We start from the raw sequence: 15,549 nt of genomic DNA on the forward strand, positions 1-15,549 counted from the left end.
CAGTGACGTCGTTACCAGTTTGTCCCCCGCGCACGCGACGCGCGACGCACGCGCAAAGGTCGTAACGCAACCACTTTCGGCGACGACGACGCAAACTCGCCAATGGACTCACAGGCTGTCGCCGACGATTTGCTGTACTTCGAGGACCTCGATTCCGACGCCGTCTGGACGTTCGGCGAGGAGACACTGACTCGTGAGGCAATCGTCGACTTCGCCGAGCAGTACGACCCACAACCGTTCCACGTCGACGACGAGGCTGCCGAGCGGTCGATGTTCGGCGAACTCGTCGCCAGCGGTCTGCACACGTATTGCGTCTGCAACGGGATGGCGACGCGGGCGTTTTTCCAGGAGGTGGCGTTCCTCTGCGGCCGCGGCCTCGACGACTTCCGGTGGCACCGACCCGTCTACCCCGGAGACACCCTCTCGGGGTGGGTCGAACTCGGCGAGATGCGTGTCTCGGAGTCGACTCCAGAGCGAGGCTACGTCGACGTCCACATCACCGGCGTCAACCAACACGACGAGACGGTAATCTCGTGGACGGCCTTGGCGCTCGTCGCGCGAAGAGAGGACTGAACAGAACCAGTTCCAGTTACTCGTCGCCGACGCCGTCCGCCGCCTCGGGTTCGATGCCGAGCGAGAGCGTCTCGGCCGTCTCGATGCGGACGACCCCGTCGAGTTCACAGAGGTCGTCGACAGCGGGTTGGGGAAGCACTACGAGATGAGCGGAGAACCCGAGGTCACGGTCGACGGAGCCATCGAGGTCGGTGACCGTCGCCGCGAGTTCGTCGAGTCGGTCGTCGTCGTCGAGTTCGACCACGAGCGAGACGGACTCGCCCGCCACTGGGTCTTCACGAATCCGTCGGACGGGATGCGAGAGATACAGGTCGGACATACCGAAGAGTGCCCGCCGAGCGGCAAAAGTGCGCTGTCTTCGACGGAGCGGGTCAGTCCGTGGCGTCGTTCGTCGCCTGTTCGCCGGACTGGTCGATGTCGCGGGGCGACCATCGGAGTTCCAAGCCCACCGTTCCGTCGACGAAGCCCAGTCGTGAGGACTCGGTGTCCGTCTCGTAGCGTTGTGGGGACGGGAGCGTCACCGACCTGCCTCCGACGGAGATGACCACCTCCTCGTCTCGGTCGAGCAGTCGTTTCAACTCCGTGAGCGAGGCGACGACTTCCTGTCGCGTCGGGCGGTCTCGCTTGTCGGATGGCCTGATACCGCCGATGACGGGTTCGATGTTGACGTCGGCACTGCGGTTCGAGAGGACGGCGTTGACGACGGCACCGAGGAGGATGACGAGGCCACTGAAGTAGAGCCACGTCAAGAGGACGAGGATACCGCCGACGACGCTCTTGTCGCCGCTCTGTGAGTAGATGTTGAACAACGTCTCGAAGGTGACGAGTCCGACGGCGGCGAAGGCAGTTCCGGGCAGCACCTCGGCGACACTCACGTCGGTGTCGGGGAAGATGTAGTACATCGGAAAGAACGTGACCGAGAGACCGACGACGAGGAGGAGTCGAGAGAGCACCCACACGAGGATGCCGTCGTTGCCGACGGGGAGGACCGACTGGACGACGATGGCGGTGACGATGGCGATGCCGAAGGTGACGAGGACGATGACGCCGTCGGAGAGTTGGTCGCCGAGGGTGTTGGCCGTCTCCGTCTCGTAGATGTCCGAGAACGCGGTGTCGAGGCCGCGGAAGATACGGAGCGTCCCCCAGACGAGCACGAGTCCACCGACGATGGTCAACCCCGTCGACCCCCCGGCGGTTTGGAGTTCGTCGAGGAGCAACTGCTGAGCGCCCGGTGTCAACACCGCCTCGATGAGGGCGATAAAGCCGTCTTCGAGCGAGCGGTTGCCGACGGCGGAAATCGCCGCCAAGACGAGCAAGAGAAGCGGTAAAAGCGAGATGAACGCGTGGTAGGCGATACTACCGGCGAGGAACGTGACTTTCTCGACACGAATCTCCGTGACGATGGCACGCCCCACGGTCAGCCCACGCTCGATACGAGAATCCATTGAACGAGAGGTAACACGGCTGACGAGAAAAGCGTGCGGGAGCAACCGACCCGGACAGTTAGGTTGTCCGAGAGCGAGAGAAGAGACATGACAGTCATCGCACTCTTGAGTGTCGCACCGGTCGTCGAAGGCAGTATGTCGGGCGAAGTCGCCAAGGCAGTGGCCGCACTCGACGACTTCGACGTCTCCTACGAGACGAACCCGATGGGGACGGTCATCGAAGCAGACGACGTCGACACCTTGCTCTCGGCCGTCGCAGCGGCGCACAAAGCCGTCGACGGCGACCGGGTCAGTACGTTCCTGAAGATAGACGACAAGCGAACGGTCGACCAGACGGCTCGTGACAAAGTCGACGCCGTCGAGTCACATCTTGGCCGGGAAGCGAAGCGGGAACGAGAGTCTCTCAGTGAGTAAATCGTGAGCCGTCTTCGATGACTTGCATGAGGACCTTCGCCGTCCCGCGACGGAGGCGCTCCGACATGGCCTGTTGGGAGATGCCGACGTCGGCGGCGAGTTCGGCGAGCGTCACCTCGCGAGGAATCGAGTAGTACCCGCGCCCGATTGCGAGGCGGAGTGCCTCGTGCTGTTCGTCGGTGAGGTTGAACGCGGACTCCGCGACGCGGTTGGTGAGTTCCGAGATACGACGGACGTCGAACGAGATGTCTTCGTCCACACATCGCTCGCGGAACTTCGTCGCGTGCGCTCGCGTCGGAAACAGCAGTTGAAAGCTCCACGGGTTGCTCCCGTAGCCTTCGAGGACGGTGGCGTCCGACGCCGAGAGTGCCGAGACGAATCCACCCATCGTTTCCCAGTACACGCGGTACAGCCGACGGTCCTCGACGGCGGCGACTAGTTCGAGTCGGTCGACCGTCTCGTGGGCTCTCACCGACGATTCGAACGTGTCGAAGTCTGCTGTCGTCGCCCAAAAGTACGGGATGATTCCGTCACCAATCGGGACGACCTGTTCGAGTTCGATGTGGCTCTCGGGAACCGACTCGGTCGCTTGCCCGATTTCGAGGCTTTTTATCGGGACGTCGAGTTCGACCAGAATCGCCATCGTTAGTGGGAATACAAACCGGTGACTATTCGAAACTCGTCGATGCGAGCAAAGGGGATAGACCAAAGACTAGGACATCTCACGGTTACCTAGTCAATGACGAGCGAGCCATAGAAAGATTCCCTTCGATGTCGAAGGACGTATTTGGGTGCATGCAGGTTCGTTCTTCGATGCCGAACGTGTTTATTAATCGTCGGTTCTGTCGCGCGTCGTCACGATTCGACCATCGTCTCGCGAACGAGCGTGCCGAGTCCCCGTCGCAACCGCTGGGAGAACGCGTTGTCACTGATGTCGAACTGTGCTGCGAGTTCGCTCACGGTCGTTCCACGGGGGACGTCGAAGTAGCCCTGTTCGTAAGCGACGACGATTGCTTCGTGTTGCTCGTCGGTGAGTGCATCGCCACCGTCGGGATACTGCGGGTTGTAGAGCTGACGGAGGATGATAGGGATGTTCTCGGATTCACAGCAGTCACGGAACGTCGACAGCGCATCGTGACTGGGGAACTGAATTCGGAAATCCCACCCTTCGCCGACGTTCTCGGCTTCGAGGACCTTGGCGTTCGTGTCGATGAGGGGGTGGATGAGTCCGTTGACTTCGCGGTTCCAGATGACCTTGAACAGCTTTCGCTGACCGTCTTCGGCGAGGAACTCGACGTGTTCTGTGAGTGGCGACTCTCGGAGGATAGCCTCTATCTCTTCGGGGTCACCCTCCGAGACCCAGAACAGTGGGATGATAGAGTTCTCTATGGGAACCAGCTGTTCGAGTTCGATTCTGACGCCCGGAAGCTGCTCCAGTAGCCGACCGAGTTCGAACGCGCTTGCCGGGACGGTGATGTCGACGATGGGAATCATCAGGAAGCTCTAGGATGAGCTATAGTTTGGTGGGAGAGGACAAAGAGCCGTCTACTCTGTGAACGGTCGTCGTGGCGGCTCGCCGACTGACAAACCCTAAGGGCGAAACCGCCGAATCCGACAGTATGGACAGCATCAACCGGATGGCTATCGAACTCGTCGACGAGGCAATCGACTTCGCCGACGAGCTCAACATCGCGGCGTACGAACTCGACTCGGAGGCGACGGTACTCGACTTCGGTGTCGAAGCCGACGGTGGTATGGAAGCGGGACTGCTCCTCGCAGAGATTCAGACGGCCGGACTGGCGACGGTACAGACCCGGATGGACGAACTCGGCGGCGCACCGCTCCCCTACGTCGAACTGTCGACGGACCACCCCGGAATCGCACTGCTCGGCTCGCAGAAAGCCGGCTGGGAGTTGGAGTTCGAGCACTTCGAGGGACTCGGGAGCGGTCCGGCCCGCGCACTCGTCGGCCAAGAGACCGACTTCGAGCGACTCGGCTACTACGACGAGTTCGACCTGACCGTCCTCGCCGTCGAGAGCGTCACGCTCCCAGACGACGAGGTTGCAGAACACGTCGCCGACCTCGCGGGCGTCAACCCCTCGGCCGTCTTCCTCCCGACGTTCCCCGTCGGCAGTATGGTCGGCAGTGTCACCACGGCGGCCCGCGCCGCGGAACTCGCCGTCTTCCGACTGATGGAACTCGGGTACGACCCCTTGGACGTCGTCTCCGCTTCCGCGAGCGCTCCCGTCGCCCCCGTCAGCTACGACGAGGGCGTCGCCATGGGCCGAACGAACGACGCGCTCGCCTACGCTGGGCAGGTCTATCTGCACGTCCGCGAGGATTTCGACCGCTTCGACGAAGTCGTCTCGACGGCCGCCGACGAGTACGGCACGCGGTTCTACGACATCTTCGAGGACGCCGACTGGGACTTCTACGACGTGCCGGAGACGGTGTTCGCCCCCGCACAGGTCACCATCGACGTCGCCAACGGTCCGACGTACGTCCACGGCGAGACGGACGAGGCCCTCGTCGCCGACTCGTTCGGTCTGTGAGGTTCAAACTCGTCCCCGCCGCGCCGGCCGACCTCTCGTTCGTCGCGGACGCGCAGCGCGCCGTGCCGCTGGTTCCGGGGTCGGAGGACGACTGCTGTGCGCGACTGATGCGCCGACTGGACCTCCCCAGCAGAGACGTCGCCCGGACGTGGCTCACCTTCCTTCGGGCGCTCGAACTCGTCGAGGAGACGCCGTCGGGGTTCAAACGACGACGTGTCGACCCGACCGACTCCCACCTCCGCGAAGCGTTTCGGCGGCGGGTGTTCGGTGCCGAAGAGGTGTTAGCGGCGCTCGGTGAGGCGGACGGACCGCTCACCGCCGAGGAGGCGTTCGAGCAGTTCCGAGAGCGCGTTCCGGTCTGGGAGCACCACAAGAACCCCCAGACGTGGGAGGAGCTGTGGACTGAGCGAGTCGGCGACCTGCTCGAGTGGCTAGTGCTTCTGGACCTCGCGGAGCAGGTCGAAGAAACCGAAGAAGTCCAAGATGTCGACGGAGTCAGCGGCGGCTTTCGTCCGTCTCAGTCCCGGTAGACCTTCGTCACGGTCCCGACACCTTTGCTCTGGCCCTCGCGGAAGACGAAGCGTTGGCCTTCCTCGACACAGTACGGACGGAACTTGAACTCGACGCGAGCGTGGCCCGTATCGCCAGGGAGGAGTTGCCCACCTTCCGGGTAGAAGACGGCCGCCTCGCTGACGGTTTCGAGGTGGATGACGGGTTCGTAGCCCGCCCCGATTCGGGTCGGATGGTTGAGCACCATCACGTCTGCCTCGAACGATTTGGCTGCGATTGGCTCCATCTCGGGGTCGACGAGTACCATCCCGCGGTCTATCTCGTGTTCTTTGACGCCTTTGAGTGCGATGCCGACGATTCGCCCGGCTTTCGCCCTGTCGACGCGGTGGTAGTGCATCTCGATGGAGCGGACTTCCACCTCTCTGAACTGGCCGTCGGCCATCGGTCCGAGCAGGAGGGTGTCGCCCGCTTCGACGCTTCCGGCGGTGACTGTCCCCGACGCGACGGCACCGACACCAGTCACGCTGTAGGTGCGGTCGATGTACATCCGGAACTGGCCGCCCTCGGCGCTGGTCTTCGGTAGACGCTCGAACAACTGGTCGAGTGTGTCGAGTCCCTGCATCGTGACGGCGCTCGTCTGGACGATTGGCACGACCGACGAACTGATCTCCTCGACGGCGGCGTCGACGCCGTGACGTTCGACGAGCAGCGGCGTCTTCCCCACGTCGCGGAGCAGTCGTTCGACCTCGCGTTCGACCTCGGAGATTCGCTCCTCGCTCACGGCGTCGACTTTCGTCAGCGCGACGACGGTCGGCAACTCGGTCGCCAAGAGGATACCGAGATGTTCGCGAGTCGTCCGCGTCGGACCGTCGTCGGCGGCGACGACGAGCAGACCGTAGTCGAGTTTCTGGCCGACGAGTCCCCGGATGGTCGTCCGGAGCCACGGTTCGTGGCCGACGGTGTCGACGAACGAGACGAGACGGTCCGCCGTCTCGACGACTCTCGCTCGGTCGGTACGGCGGTGCGGGTTGTCCATGTGGACCGGACCGTCCTCGTCGAAGCCGTAGACGGCGTAGGAGAGGTCCGCCGAGAGGCCGCGCTCGACTTCGTGCGGTTGTACGTCCAGGAACCCGCGAGTGCCGCCGTTACCGTCGTCGGCCTGTCCGGTGACGAGCGACCCGACGAGCGTGCTCTTGCCGTGGTCGACGTGACCGGCGGTGCCGACGATGATGTGGTTGTCGTCGGATTCGAGGTACGCACCTTCACGGACGGTGGCGATGCCGACGAGTCCGCGTTCGCCAGCGTCGCCGACGCCCCACGTCTCGACGGTGTCGATGTGGGCACCGGCTTCCTCGGCGAGGAGCGAGAGTACGTCCATCGTCTCGGAGAAGGCAGCAGGCGAGATACCGGCGATGCCGCCGTCGTCGGTGACACCGACCACGTAGGTCGCTTCGCCGTCGCCGGACAGTACACGGTGTCGCAGTTGGGCGGCGAGGCTCTCCATTCTGCCGTCGGCGAGGTGGAGGTCACGAGAGAGACGTTCTTTGAACTCGATGTTCCCGCCTTCCTCTTCGCCGCGTTCGAGGGCCTCGTTCAGAACGGCCCGGTCCGCGCTCATGGCCGGGGATAGGCAACCCCTTCATATAGCCCTTTTCGTGTTGTGGGTACCCATACCACAATAGTGCTCCAGAGCGTATTCAACCCTCACCGACTCGTAGACGGTCGATTCGACTGAGACTGGGCCACGTCGAGAAACCGAACACACCGAGAACGGGCGTCAGTCGGTCAGCGTCTCGTACGCCTGATTGACACGCTTGAACGCCTCTTCGCTCCCGTTTTCGGTGTCGGGATGTACCTCCTTGACCTTCGAGCGGTAGGCTCGTTTGACCTCGTCGGCCGTCGCGCTGGCGTCCACTCCGAGTGTTCGGTACGCTTCCGCCCGAGAGGGGCCGCTACGCGCACTCGGTGCACGGTCGGTTCGACCGGTTCCACCCGCTCGTGCTCCGCTCGCCGTCGCGCGCCGGTAGTTCTCGCGGACGTTCTCTCGTCGGGCACCCGCGCCGAACCCGCCGAATCGCTCCCGTTCGCGTGGGTCGCCCCGTTGGACGCGGCGTCGGCTCCGACTCTTGAGGCGACCGCTAGCTTGGAACCACATGAAGTACGCCGTCGCTCCGAACGGCAGGGAGAGTGCGATGAGGAACGGCTGGTAGACGAGTCCGAGCACCGCCACGAGCACGGTTATCCCTGCGAACACCGAGGCGAGCGCCATCACGAGCTGGTCGCGGTCCACATCGTCGCTATGGAGTCAACGATTGTAAGACTCTCGTCGACGGCGCGTCGGCCTCAGCGCTCAAGGGTCTGAGTCTCGAAGCCCCGGTATGAGTCTCAGTGGCCTCTGTCAAGTGTGTGAATCCACGACTGCCGAACACAGCTGCGACCAGTGTGGAACGCAGGTGTGTGACGAGCATTTCGACCAGATGCGAGGCGTCTGTGTCCGCTGTGCCACCGAACTGGAGCAGGACGGCGTCGGTGTCGACCCCGACAGGCCCACCGGAACGGGCCACGACGACACCGGTCCCGGCACAGAAATGCGGTGATTGCTGGTGCGTGATAGCACGCAACACTAACGCTATCTCTCCCGGACACGTACCGTAACTGATGAACACGACGACCAGCGTACACGACTCGACACACACCGGAGAGAACGTTCTCCATCGCTGTGACGCGTGCGGACGGGAGTTCCGAACGCTCGCCGCGCTCGACGACCACGTCAACTCGGTCGGACTGGTCTACTGACCGCTCGCCTCACCGAAACTGGTTCAGTCGACGCTTGAGGCGACGGGCCGCGTCGCCCGCCGCCTTGTCGAACGCCTCGCCCTCGCCAGCGAAGATGATGCCGCGCGAGGAGTTGACGAGACCAACACCCTCGGCGAGACCGAACTCGACGGCCGCCTCGGCGTCGCCACCCTGTGCGCCGACACCGGGGACGAGAAACGGTAGGTGCGGGACCTGTTCGCGAATCGCTTCGAGTTCGTCGGGTGCAGTCGCGCCGACGACGAGTCCGACGTTGCCGTGTTGGTTCCAGAGGTCTGCGAGTGCCGCCACTCGCTCGTAGACTCGCTCGCCCGAGGCGAGTTCGAGGTCTTGCAGGTCCTCTCCACCGGGGTTCGAGGTTCGACAGAGGACAAACACGCCCTTACCGGCCCGGTCGATGAACGGTTGCAACGAGTCGCGGCCCATGTAGGGGTTGACCGTGATGGCGTCGACGTGGTCGAGCAGTTTGGCGTACTGTCGCGTCGTGTTGCCGATGTCGGCGCGCTTGGCGTCGAGGAGGACGGGCACGTCCTTCCCGTGTGCGTAGGCGATGGTCTCCCGGAGCGACCGCCAGCCGTCGGCGTCCTCGTAGAACGCCGCGTTCGGCTTGTAGCAGGCGGCGTGTTCGTGGGTTGCGTCGATGATGCGGCGGTTGAACGCCCACTGCGGGAGGTCTTTGTCTTGCAGATGTTCGGGGATGCGCTTCGGGTCGGCGTCGAGACCGACGGAGACGACGCTGTCGACACGCTCGATGCGCTCGCCGAGACGCTCGAAGAAGTTCACGTTCGCGGCCATTTACCGAGGACTCTCGGTCGGGGAGACTAAGTGTTCTCCTTTCGCGCGTCTGGCGTCCTCCGAACCCCTACTCACCCACGCCACGCGGCCAAATTCACACTGCGGCGAAAACTTAATCAAGATTGTCTGTCTTTTCAGTCAAAGCGGACTGAATGTTCGAATCTACTGCGGGAGTCGTAGTCGTGATAGAGCGTGAGCGTGAGAGCGCCGCAGAGGCCCTCACAGAGCTGGCAGACGACGCCCGTGTCGAGTCGGTGTCGGAGTCGTCGGCGTTCGCCACATTCGTCGAATCGAGCGACGAGGCTGTCGACTGTGTCGTCGTCGGGGACGGGACGACGGCCCTCTCGACAGTCGTCGACGACGTTCGAGACGTCGCTGCCGACGTCCCACTCGTCGCCTTTCGACCAGCCACGACCACACCGCCGGGTGCCGCTCTCGACGCGGGAGTGACGGACGTCGTTCCGTCAGACGGGCCGGACGCGACGCGACTCCTCGTTCGACGTGTCGAGCGCGAAGTCTCCCACCGCCGTCGCGAGCGTGAACACGCGGAGACGGCGAACCTGCTCGATACGCTGTTCGAGCAGATACCCCTCCATCTGTACGTCAAAGACACCGACGGGCGACACCTTCGAGTCAGTCGCGCGTACACCGACGACCCCGAGCAGTACGTCGGCAAGACGGACGTCGAACTGGCCGGGAGCGAGGAGAGTCGACAGACCTACGCCGACGACATGCGCGTCATCGAGGAGAACGAACCGATTCTGTACAAACGTGAGCCCCTCGTCAGAGAAGTCGGTGACCGGTTCTCGGTCGACGACTTACAGCGCCACTACAGTGAGACGCGACCGGACGTGGAGGCGCTGAACGGGGAGACGGTAGACGACGAGCGGTACGAGGGTTGGGTACTCACTTCGAAGGTTCCGTGGCGAGACGTCGACGGCGACGTCGTCGGACTCATCGGCGTCACTATCGACGTGAGCCAACAGGAGGCCTATCGACGACTCCTCGAACGGCAGAACACCCGGTTGGAGGAGTTCGCGAGCGTCGTCGCACACGACATCAGGAACCCGCTGAACGTCGCGGCGGGATACATCGAGTTGACGCGAGAGACCGGCAACCTCGACCATCTCCAGCGTGTCGTCGCCGCGCACGGACGAATCGCCGACCTCGTCGACGACGTCCTGACGCTGGCGCGTGGCGGAAACGACATCAAACAGGTCTCTCTCGTCTCGCTCGACGCACTCGTCACAGAAGCGTGGGAGACGGTCGATTCCGAGACGCAGGCGGCGACGCTCAGTATAGACGGCCCGCTGGGTTCGATACGTGCCGACAAGACACGGATGCTGGCACTCTTGGAGAACCTGTTTTCGAACGCAGTCGAGCACGGTGTGAGAGACACCGCAGCGACGACTGGCGACGCACACGTCAACGTTCGCGTAGGCCGCCTTCCGAACGGTTTCTACGTCGAGGACGACGGACCGGGGATTCCCGACGACGTCCGTGAGCGACTGTTCGAGCAAGGGGTGACCACCACTCCCGACGGGACGGGATTCGGACTCGCAATCGTCCAACGCGTCGCCGAGGCACACGGGTGGGACGTCGACGTCGTCGACGCCACCGACGGAGCGACTACCTCGGGTGCACGGTTCGAGATTCGAGAGTGAGCCGTTCGGTCACTCGGTCGCTTGGTCGTCTCAGGCCGACTGTTCTCTCTGTCGTTGTACGGGGCGTTCCCACACCCAGACAGCGCCCGCGCCGACGAGGAGCACGACACCGAAGACGGCGAGTGCACCCGTCGGGTCGGCCACGTCGGCGGCGACGCCACCGGCCAACTCGAACGGGATGACTGCCAGCGAGTAGACCATCGACGCCGCCGACAGTACTGTCGCCCGACCCACCGACTCGACGCGGTCGTTGACGTACTGATTGCCGAGCGTCACCGACGCGGTGTTGACCGCGCGGGCGACGAAGAACACCGGGACAGCGAGCAGTGGCGCGACCCACAGTGTCGCAAAGAGGACGCCGACGACGACGGGGACGACGGTGAACCATCTGGCGACTCCGATACGCTCCTCGATGACGCCCGTGTTGTAGCTCACGAGTGCAGCGACCAGCGTGAATCCGCTGTAGACGAGACCCACGGCCGTCCGACTGGACGATTCGGGGACGCCGAGGCGGAGCGCCGTCACCTGTGCGACGGGTTGGTCGAAGATGTACGTCATCTGGAGGACGCCGAACAGGAGCGCGAAGTAGAGGACGAACGCTCGAAGCGGTGGCCGGGCGAGTTGCGTACGAATCACGCGAACCGCCGTGGCGACGGTGTAGGTCTCTGCTTCCGCCTCTGGCTCCCGGTTCCCGTGCTCTGAGACGGTCAAGAGGATAGGGATGCCGAGTGCCGTCACCGCCGCCGTCGCGAAGAACGGGAGACGGAAGTCGATATCTGCCAGTGCCCCACCCAGCGGTGCAGTGACTGCACCCATCGCGAGACCGATAGCCGTCGCTCGCCCCCGAATCGTGGCGAAGTCTCCGGTCTGGCTCCGCTCGCCCAAGAGGTCGTAGAGCCACGCGTCGTCGCTTCCCGACCGGAACGTCTGGCCGACGGCCCACGTCCCGTAGACGACGGCGAACTCGGGGAACGTCGTCGACAGCCCCATCCCGACCGTCGAGAGCGCGATAATCGTCGTGCCGAGGAGCATCCCGTTGCGCCGACCCAGTCGGTCACCGACGTAGCCGGTCGGAACCTCGCTGACGACGAGCGCGACCCACCAGATGCTGTTGAGCGCGCCGACTTCGGTGAACGAGAGCCCCTGCGCTCGGACGAAGAGAATCCAGATGGCGGCGGTGAAACTCGCGTAGGTCGTCGCCGTGTAGGCGTAGTACGTCAGCAGTGGGAGACGAGAGGCCGAAGAGAGTGTCGAGAGACGGCGCATCAGTTCGTACCGGAGCGTCACCGTGGGAGCACAAAGCCTCTTCCTGAAGCGAATTTCAGGACCGAGTCACCCCGACGGAACGATTTAGTCACTCGACACAGAACCACCGAGTCATGAGTCATCCGGCCGAGAGCGACCTACAGGACGCCCCGACCGAGCAGTCGAATCTCGCACCGGCGGACGCGTTCGCCCTCCTCGGCAACGACACCCGCATCGAGATTCTGCAGGCGCTCCTCGACGCCGGCGGCGACGACACTCCCGTCGCCTTCTCGGACCTCTATGCCCGCGTCGACATCGACGACAGCGCCCACTTCAACTACCACCTCAAGAAACTCACCGACCACTTCGTCCGCAAGACCGACGACGGCTATCTCTTCCAGTACCCCGGTCGGAAAGTCGTCCGCGCCGTCTTCGCCGGGACGTTCACCGACCACGCCGAGTTAGACCCCTTCGACGCACCGGGGTCGTGTTACGACTGTGGCGGCGACCTCCAGGCGTGGTACGCCGCCGAACATCTCACCGTCGAGTGTGTCGACTGCAGTCGGACGCATCTGAGTTACTCGTTCCCGCCAGGTGGCCTCGACGACCGAACGCCCGACGAACTGCTCGACGCCTTCCACCACCACGTCCGACACCACTACTGTCTCGCCGCCGACGGCGTCTGTCCGGAGTGTATGGGGAAGATGGAGACGACACTCGCTCGCGACTGTGAACTGCCGGGACTGGAGATTCGTGTCGACCACGTCTGTCAGCGCTGTCGGACCCACCTTTACTCCGCGGTGGGCGTGAACCTGCTGGACAACGCCGACGTGTTGACCTTCCACGCCAACCGCGGCGTCGACCTGAGTACGTGTCCGTTCTGGACGTTCGACTGGTGTGTCAGCGACCGGCGGACGACGATTCTGTCCGAGGACCCGCTTCGCGTCCGTCTCGACATCCCCTGTGAGGGGGACATCCTCTCGGTGACGCTCGACGACACGCTCACCGTCCTCGACGTCGAGTCCCCCTAACGGCGGAAACACCTACCTTTCTCCCCCGAGAATCCGGGAACATGAGAAGTCGGGTTACGAAGTCAAACTCCCCGCTGGTGTGCTGTCAGAGGTGGGAGTGACGTGTCGGAAGACGCCAACAGCGAGTCGGGCGTACAGTCGCAGGCCCAGTCGCACGACATCCTCGACACGCAAATCGAGGAGGGGCTGAACGAACTGAACCGCGAGTCTGCCGGGCTCTTTCTCTCGGCACTCTCCGCGGGGTTAGATATCGGATTCGGGCCGCTGCTCATCGCCGTCGTGGTGACGGTCTCGACGGGGGAACTCTCTCCACCGACGATGGAACTGCTGATGGCGAGCGCGTACTCGTTGGGGTTCCTGTTCGTCATCCTCGGACAGACCGAACTGTTCACCGAACACACGACGCTCGCTGTTCTCCCGGTGCTCGACAAACAGGCCTCGGTCGTCGACCTCGGACGACTGTGGGGACTGGTCTACGGCGGCAACATCGTCGGCGGGACCCTCTTTGCGGTCTTCGTGATTCCCATCTCCATCTCGCTCGGTATCGCAGAACCAAGTGCGTTCGGGGAAGTTGCCACGAAACTGACAGACCACGACGCCTTCACCCTCTTCGGCGCGGGCATCCTCGCGGGCTGGCTGATGGGACTGCTTTCGTGGCTCGTCACCGCAGCGAGCGACACCATCAGCACCGTGGCGGTCATCTTCATCGTCACAGGAGCCATCGGCTTCATGCATCTCCCGCACAGCATCGCCGGTAACGTCGAGGTACTCGGTGGCTTCCTCGCCACGAACGAAGTGACGCTGGCCGACTACGGCCGCTTCCTCGTCACTTCGACGGCCGGAAACGTCGTCGGTGGGACAGTGTTCGTCGCCCTGTTGAAGTATGGCCACGTCGTCCGAGGTGGCAGCTAACCTCGCATCTGTCTACTTCTTTCGACCGTCGTAGACGACGTCGCCGTCGACGACGGTCAACGCGACGCCGATGTCAGAAATCGACTCCTCGTGGTCCCACGGTGAGCGGTCGAGTGCGACGAAGTCCGCTCGCTTTCCGACCTCGATAGTACCCAATCGCTCCTCGTCGAACCCGGCGTAGGCCGCGCCGAGCGTGTACGCCCGAAGGGCCTCGGTCACGCCGAGTTGCTGGCTCTCGTCGGGCGCGTTGACGGCGTGGTGAATCCCGAGGAGGGGGTCCAGCGGCATACAGTCGCTGCCGAACGCGAGCGGTGCTCCGGCGTCGAGGAGGGCCGGATACTGATTCGTCTCTGTCCGGCGGTCCCCGAGACGGGAGTCGTAGAGGCCGTCTTCGCCGGCCCACTTCAGGAAGTTCGGTTGGACGGACGCGACGACACCGAGTTCCCCGAAGCGCTCGATAGCCTCGTCGCTGGCGAGTTCGACGTGTTCGACGCGGTGTCGTGATTCGCCGGGGGTGTCACAGTCTTCGTACGCGTCCAGCACGGCGTCGATGGCCTCGTCGCCGATGGCGTGGGCCGTCACCTGAAAGCCTGCCTCGTCGGCACGTGAGACGATGTCACCCAACTCGTCGGGGTCGACGACCCACTGGCCCGTCTCGTCCTCGTCGTCGGCGTAGGGTTCCGAGAGTTTCGCCGTCCGACCGCCGAAACTACCGTCGGTGTAGGACTTGATGGCTCCCGTCTTGACGAACTCGCTCCCGTAGTTCGTCCGCTCGCCCGTCTCGACGAGGGCGTCGAGGTGGTCCGCCCAGTAGTTGATGCGGACCCGAATCGAGAGCTCTCCGGCCATGTCGAGCGTGCGGTAGACCTCTGGTGCGCGGGACTTCCGGACCATGTCGTGGATGCCGGTAACGCCGCGTTCGTTGGCGTACTGTTGGGCCGCCCGAACCAGTTTCTCGGCTTGCTCGGCGTCCGGTTCGATGGCTTCGTACACCGGGTCGACCGCCTCCTCGACGACGACGCCGGTCGGGTCGCCGTCCTGGCGGTGGACGTCCTCGGCGGGCATCTCGTCGACGAGTCGGTCCAGTGCGACGCCGTTGAGGGAGGCGACGTGCATGTCCTCGCGGAAGGCGACGACCGGTCGAGTGTCGCTGACGCTGTCGAGGTCCTCCCGAGTGAGATAGCGTGACTCGTCCCACGTACTCTCGTCGTAGCCGAAGCCGAGCACCCACGCTTCCGCCTCCTCGGTCGCGTTACCTGTCTCGTCGCTCGTGCTGTTCGTCTCGTCGGCACGCGCCCGAAGTCGGTCGAGTGCGTCGTCGGGGCTGTCGGCCTTCGAGAGGTCGGCGTGGACGAGGTAGCGTCCCGTCGCCGTCAGATGCGTGTGAGCGTCGATGAACCCCGGCAGGAGCACTCGCCCGTCGAGGTCGACGGTTCGCGTGCCGACGCCTTCGAGGAACCGAACCTCGTACTCGGGGCCGACGCGGACGATTCGCCCGTCGCGGACGGCGACTGCCTCGTGGGTCTCGTCGGAGTCGGTGAGCGTGTGGACCTCCGCGTTGGTGAGGAGGAGGTCTGCGGCCAGTGTCATACTC

Annotated in this window: 18 protein-coding genes; 9 read left to right on the plus strand and 9 right to left on the minus strand. The window is 63.9% G+C overall.

Annotated features, from left to right (window positions below; all coding sequences use genetic code 11):
• Positions 1–102: 102 nt before the first annotated feature.
• Complete coding sequence (locus BM083_RS03865) at positions 103–573, plus strand: MaoC family dehydratase (RefSeq protein ID WP_177197531.1); 471 nt, start codon at positions 103–105, stop codon at positions 571–573.
• Positions 574–589: 16 nt separating this feature from the next.
• Here BM083_RS03865 and BM083_RS03870 read toward each other — a convergent pair whose 3' ends face one another.
• Both BM083_RS03870 and BM083_RS03875 read right to left on the minus strand, forming a co-directional pair.
• Positions 590–892, minus strand: coding sequence for a hypothetical protein (locus BM083_RS03870; RefSeq protein WP_089865919.1), 303 nt, complete (start codon positions 890–892; stop codon positions 590–592).
• Between the two features lie 52 nt (positions 893–944).
• Positions 945–2,018, minus strand: a complete 1,074-nt coding sequence (locus tag BM083_RS03875; protein ID WP_089865922.1) for a YihY/virulence factor BrkB family protein — start codon at positions 2,016–2,018, stop codon at positions 945–947.
• A gap of 87 nt (positions 2,019–2,105) precedes the next feature.
• Between BM083_RS03875 and BM083_RS03880 the strand changes: the two genes are divergently transcribed.
• Entirely contained in the window at positions 2,106–2,432 is a 327-nt protein-coding gene (locus BM083_RS03880) for an MTH1187 family thiamine-binding protein (protein WP_089865925.1), read from the plus strand.
• On the opposite strand, the gene BM083_RS03885 is transcribed toward BM083_RS03880, so the two are convergent.
• Both BM083_RS03885 and BM083_RS03890 read right to left on the minus strand, forming a co-directional pair.
• Positions 2,422–3,075, minus strand: a complete 654-nt coding sequence (locus BM083_RS03885; protein WP_089865928.1) for a helix-turn-helix domain-containing protein — start codon at positions 3,073–3,075, stop codon at positions 2,422–2,424. The genes BM083_RS03880 and BM083_RS03885 overlap by 11 nt on opposite strands.
• A 212-nt stretch (positions 3,076–3,287) precedes the next feature.
• Positions 3,288–3,926, minus strand: a complete 639-nt coding sequence (locus BM083_RS03890; RefSeq protein WP_089865930.1) for a helix-turn-helix domain-containing protein — start codon at positions 3,924–3,926, stop codon at positions 3,288–3,290.
• Between the two features lie 125 nt (positions 3,927–4,051).
• Here BM083_RS03890 and mch point away from each other — a divergent pair, with 125 nt between their 5' ends.
• Both mch and BM083_RS03900 read left to right on the plus strand, forming a co-directional pair.
• Complete coding sequence (mch, locus tag BM083_RS03895; RefSeq protein ID WP_089865933.1) at positions 4,052–4,984, plus strand: methenyltetrahydromethanopterin cyclohydrolase; 933 nt, start codon at positions 4,052–4,054, stop codon at positions 4,982–4,984.
• A complete protein-coding gene (locus tag BM083_RS03900; RefSeq protein ID WP_089865936.1) occupies positions 4,981–5,514 on the plus strand; it encodes a double winged helix-containing putative transcriptional regulator in 534 nt (177 codons plus the stop codon). The genes mch and BM083_RS03900 overlap by 4 nt, the downstream gene beginning before the upstream one ends.
• Here the strand turns inward: BM083_RS03900 and BM083_RS03905 are convergent.
• Positions 5,502–7,112, minus strand: a complete 1,611-nt coding sequence (locus tag BM083_RS03905; protein ID WP_089865939.1) for a GTPBP1 family GTP-binding protein — start codon at positions 7,110–7,112, stop codon at positions 5,502–5,504. The genes BM083_RS03900 and BM083_RS03905 overlap by 13 nt on opposite strands.
• Before the next feature lie 159 nt (positions 7,113–7,271).
• The gene (locus BM083_RS03910) at positions 7,272–7,784 is read right to left on the minus strand and encodes a J domain-containing protein (protein WP_089865942.1); all 513 of its coding nucleotides are present in this window, start codon (positions 7,782–7,784) and stop codon (positions 7,272–7,274) included.
• A gap of 88 nt (positions 7,785–7,872) precedes the next feature.
• On the opposite strand from BM083_RS03910, the gene BM083_RS03915 reads away from it, so the two are divergent.
• The gene (locus BM083_RS03915) at positions 7,873–8,091 is read left to right on the plus strand and encodes a hypothetical protein (protein WP_009376067.1); all 219 of its coding nucleotides are present in this window, start codon (positions 7,873–7,875) and stop codon (positions 8,089–8,091) included.
• A 61-nt stretch (positions 8,092–8,152) separates the two neighbouring features.
• Positions 8,153–8,290, plus strand: coding sequence for a hypothetical protein (locus BM083_RS23125; RefSeq protein WP_177197532.1), 138 nt, complete (start codon positions 8,153–8,155; stop codon positions 8,288–8,290).
• A gap of 9 nt (positions 8,291–8,299) precedes the next feature.
• Here BM083_RS23125 and pyrF read toward each other — a convergent pair whose 3' ends face one another.
• The gene (gene pyrF / locus BM083_RS03920) at positions 8,300–9,091 is read right to left on the minus strand and encodes an orotidine-5'-phosphate decarboxylase (RefSeq protein ID WP_089868349.1); all 792 of its coding nucleotides are present in this window, start codon (positions 9,089–9,091) and stop codon (positions 8,300–8,302) included.
• Between the two features lie 194 nt (positions 9,092–9,285).
• Between pyrF and BM083_RS03925 the strand changes: the two genes are divergently transcribed.
• A complete protein-coding gene (locus BM083_RS03925) occupies positions 9,286–10,767 on the plus strand; it encodes a sensor histidine kinase (protein WP_177197533.1) in 1,482 nt (493 codons plus the stop codon).
• A gap of 30 nt (positions 10,768–10,797) precedes the next feature.
• Here the strand turns inward: BM083_RS03925 and BM083_RS03930 are convergent, their stop codons facing one another.
• A complete protein-coding gene (locus tag BM083_RS03930) occupies positions 10,798–12,054 on the minus strand; it encodes an MFS transporter (RefSeq protein WP_245756844.1) in 1,257 nt (418 codons plus the stop codon).
• A 92-nt stretch (positions 12,055–12,146) separates the two neighbouring features.
• Between BM083_RS03930 and BM083_RS03935 the strand changes: the two genes are divergently transcribed.
• Both BM083_RS03935 and BM083_RS03940 read left to right on the plus strand, forming a co-directional pair.
• Positions 12,147–13,043 carry a winged helix-turn-helix domain-containing protein gene (locus tag BM083_RS03935; RefSeq protein WP_089865949.1) on the plus strand — a complete coding sequence of 299 codons (897 nt, stop codon included), beginning with the start codon at positions 12,147–12,149 and terminating at the stop codon, positions 13,041–13,043.
• Positions 13,044–13,145: 102 nt separating this feature from the next.
• Entirely contained in the window at positions 13,146–13,955 is an 810-nt protein-coding gene (locus BM083_RS03940; RefSeq protein ID WP_089865952.1) for a formate/nitrite transporter family protein, read from the plus strand.
• A gap of 12 nt (positions 13,956–13,967) precedes the next feature.
• On the opposite strand, the gene BM083_RS03945 is transcribed toward BM083_RS03940, so the two are convergent.
• A complete protein-coding gene (locus BM083_RS03945; RefSeq protein WP_089865955.1) occupies positions 13,968–15,545 on the minus strand; it encodes an amidohydrolase in 1,578 nt (525 codons plus the stop codon).
• Between the last annotated feature and the right edge of the window lie 4 nt (positions 15,546–15,549).

Source organism: Halogranum rubrum (assembly GCF_900114455.1).
GTDB lineage: Archaea > Halobacteriota > Halobacteria > Halobacteriales > Haloferacaceae > Halogranum > Halogranum rubrum.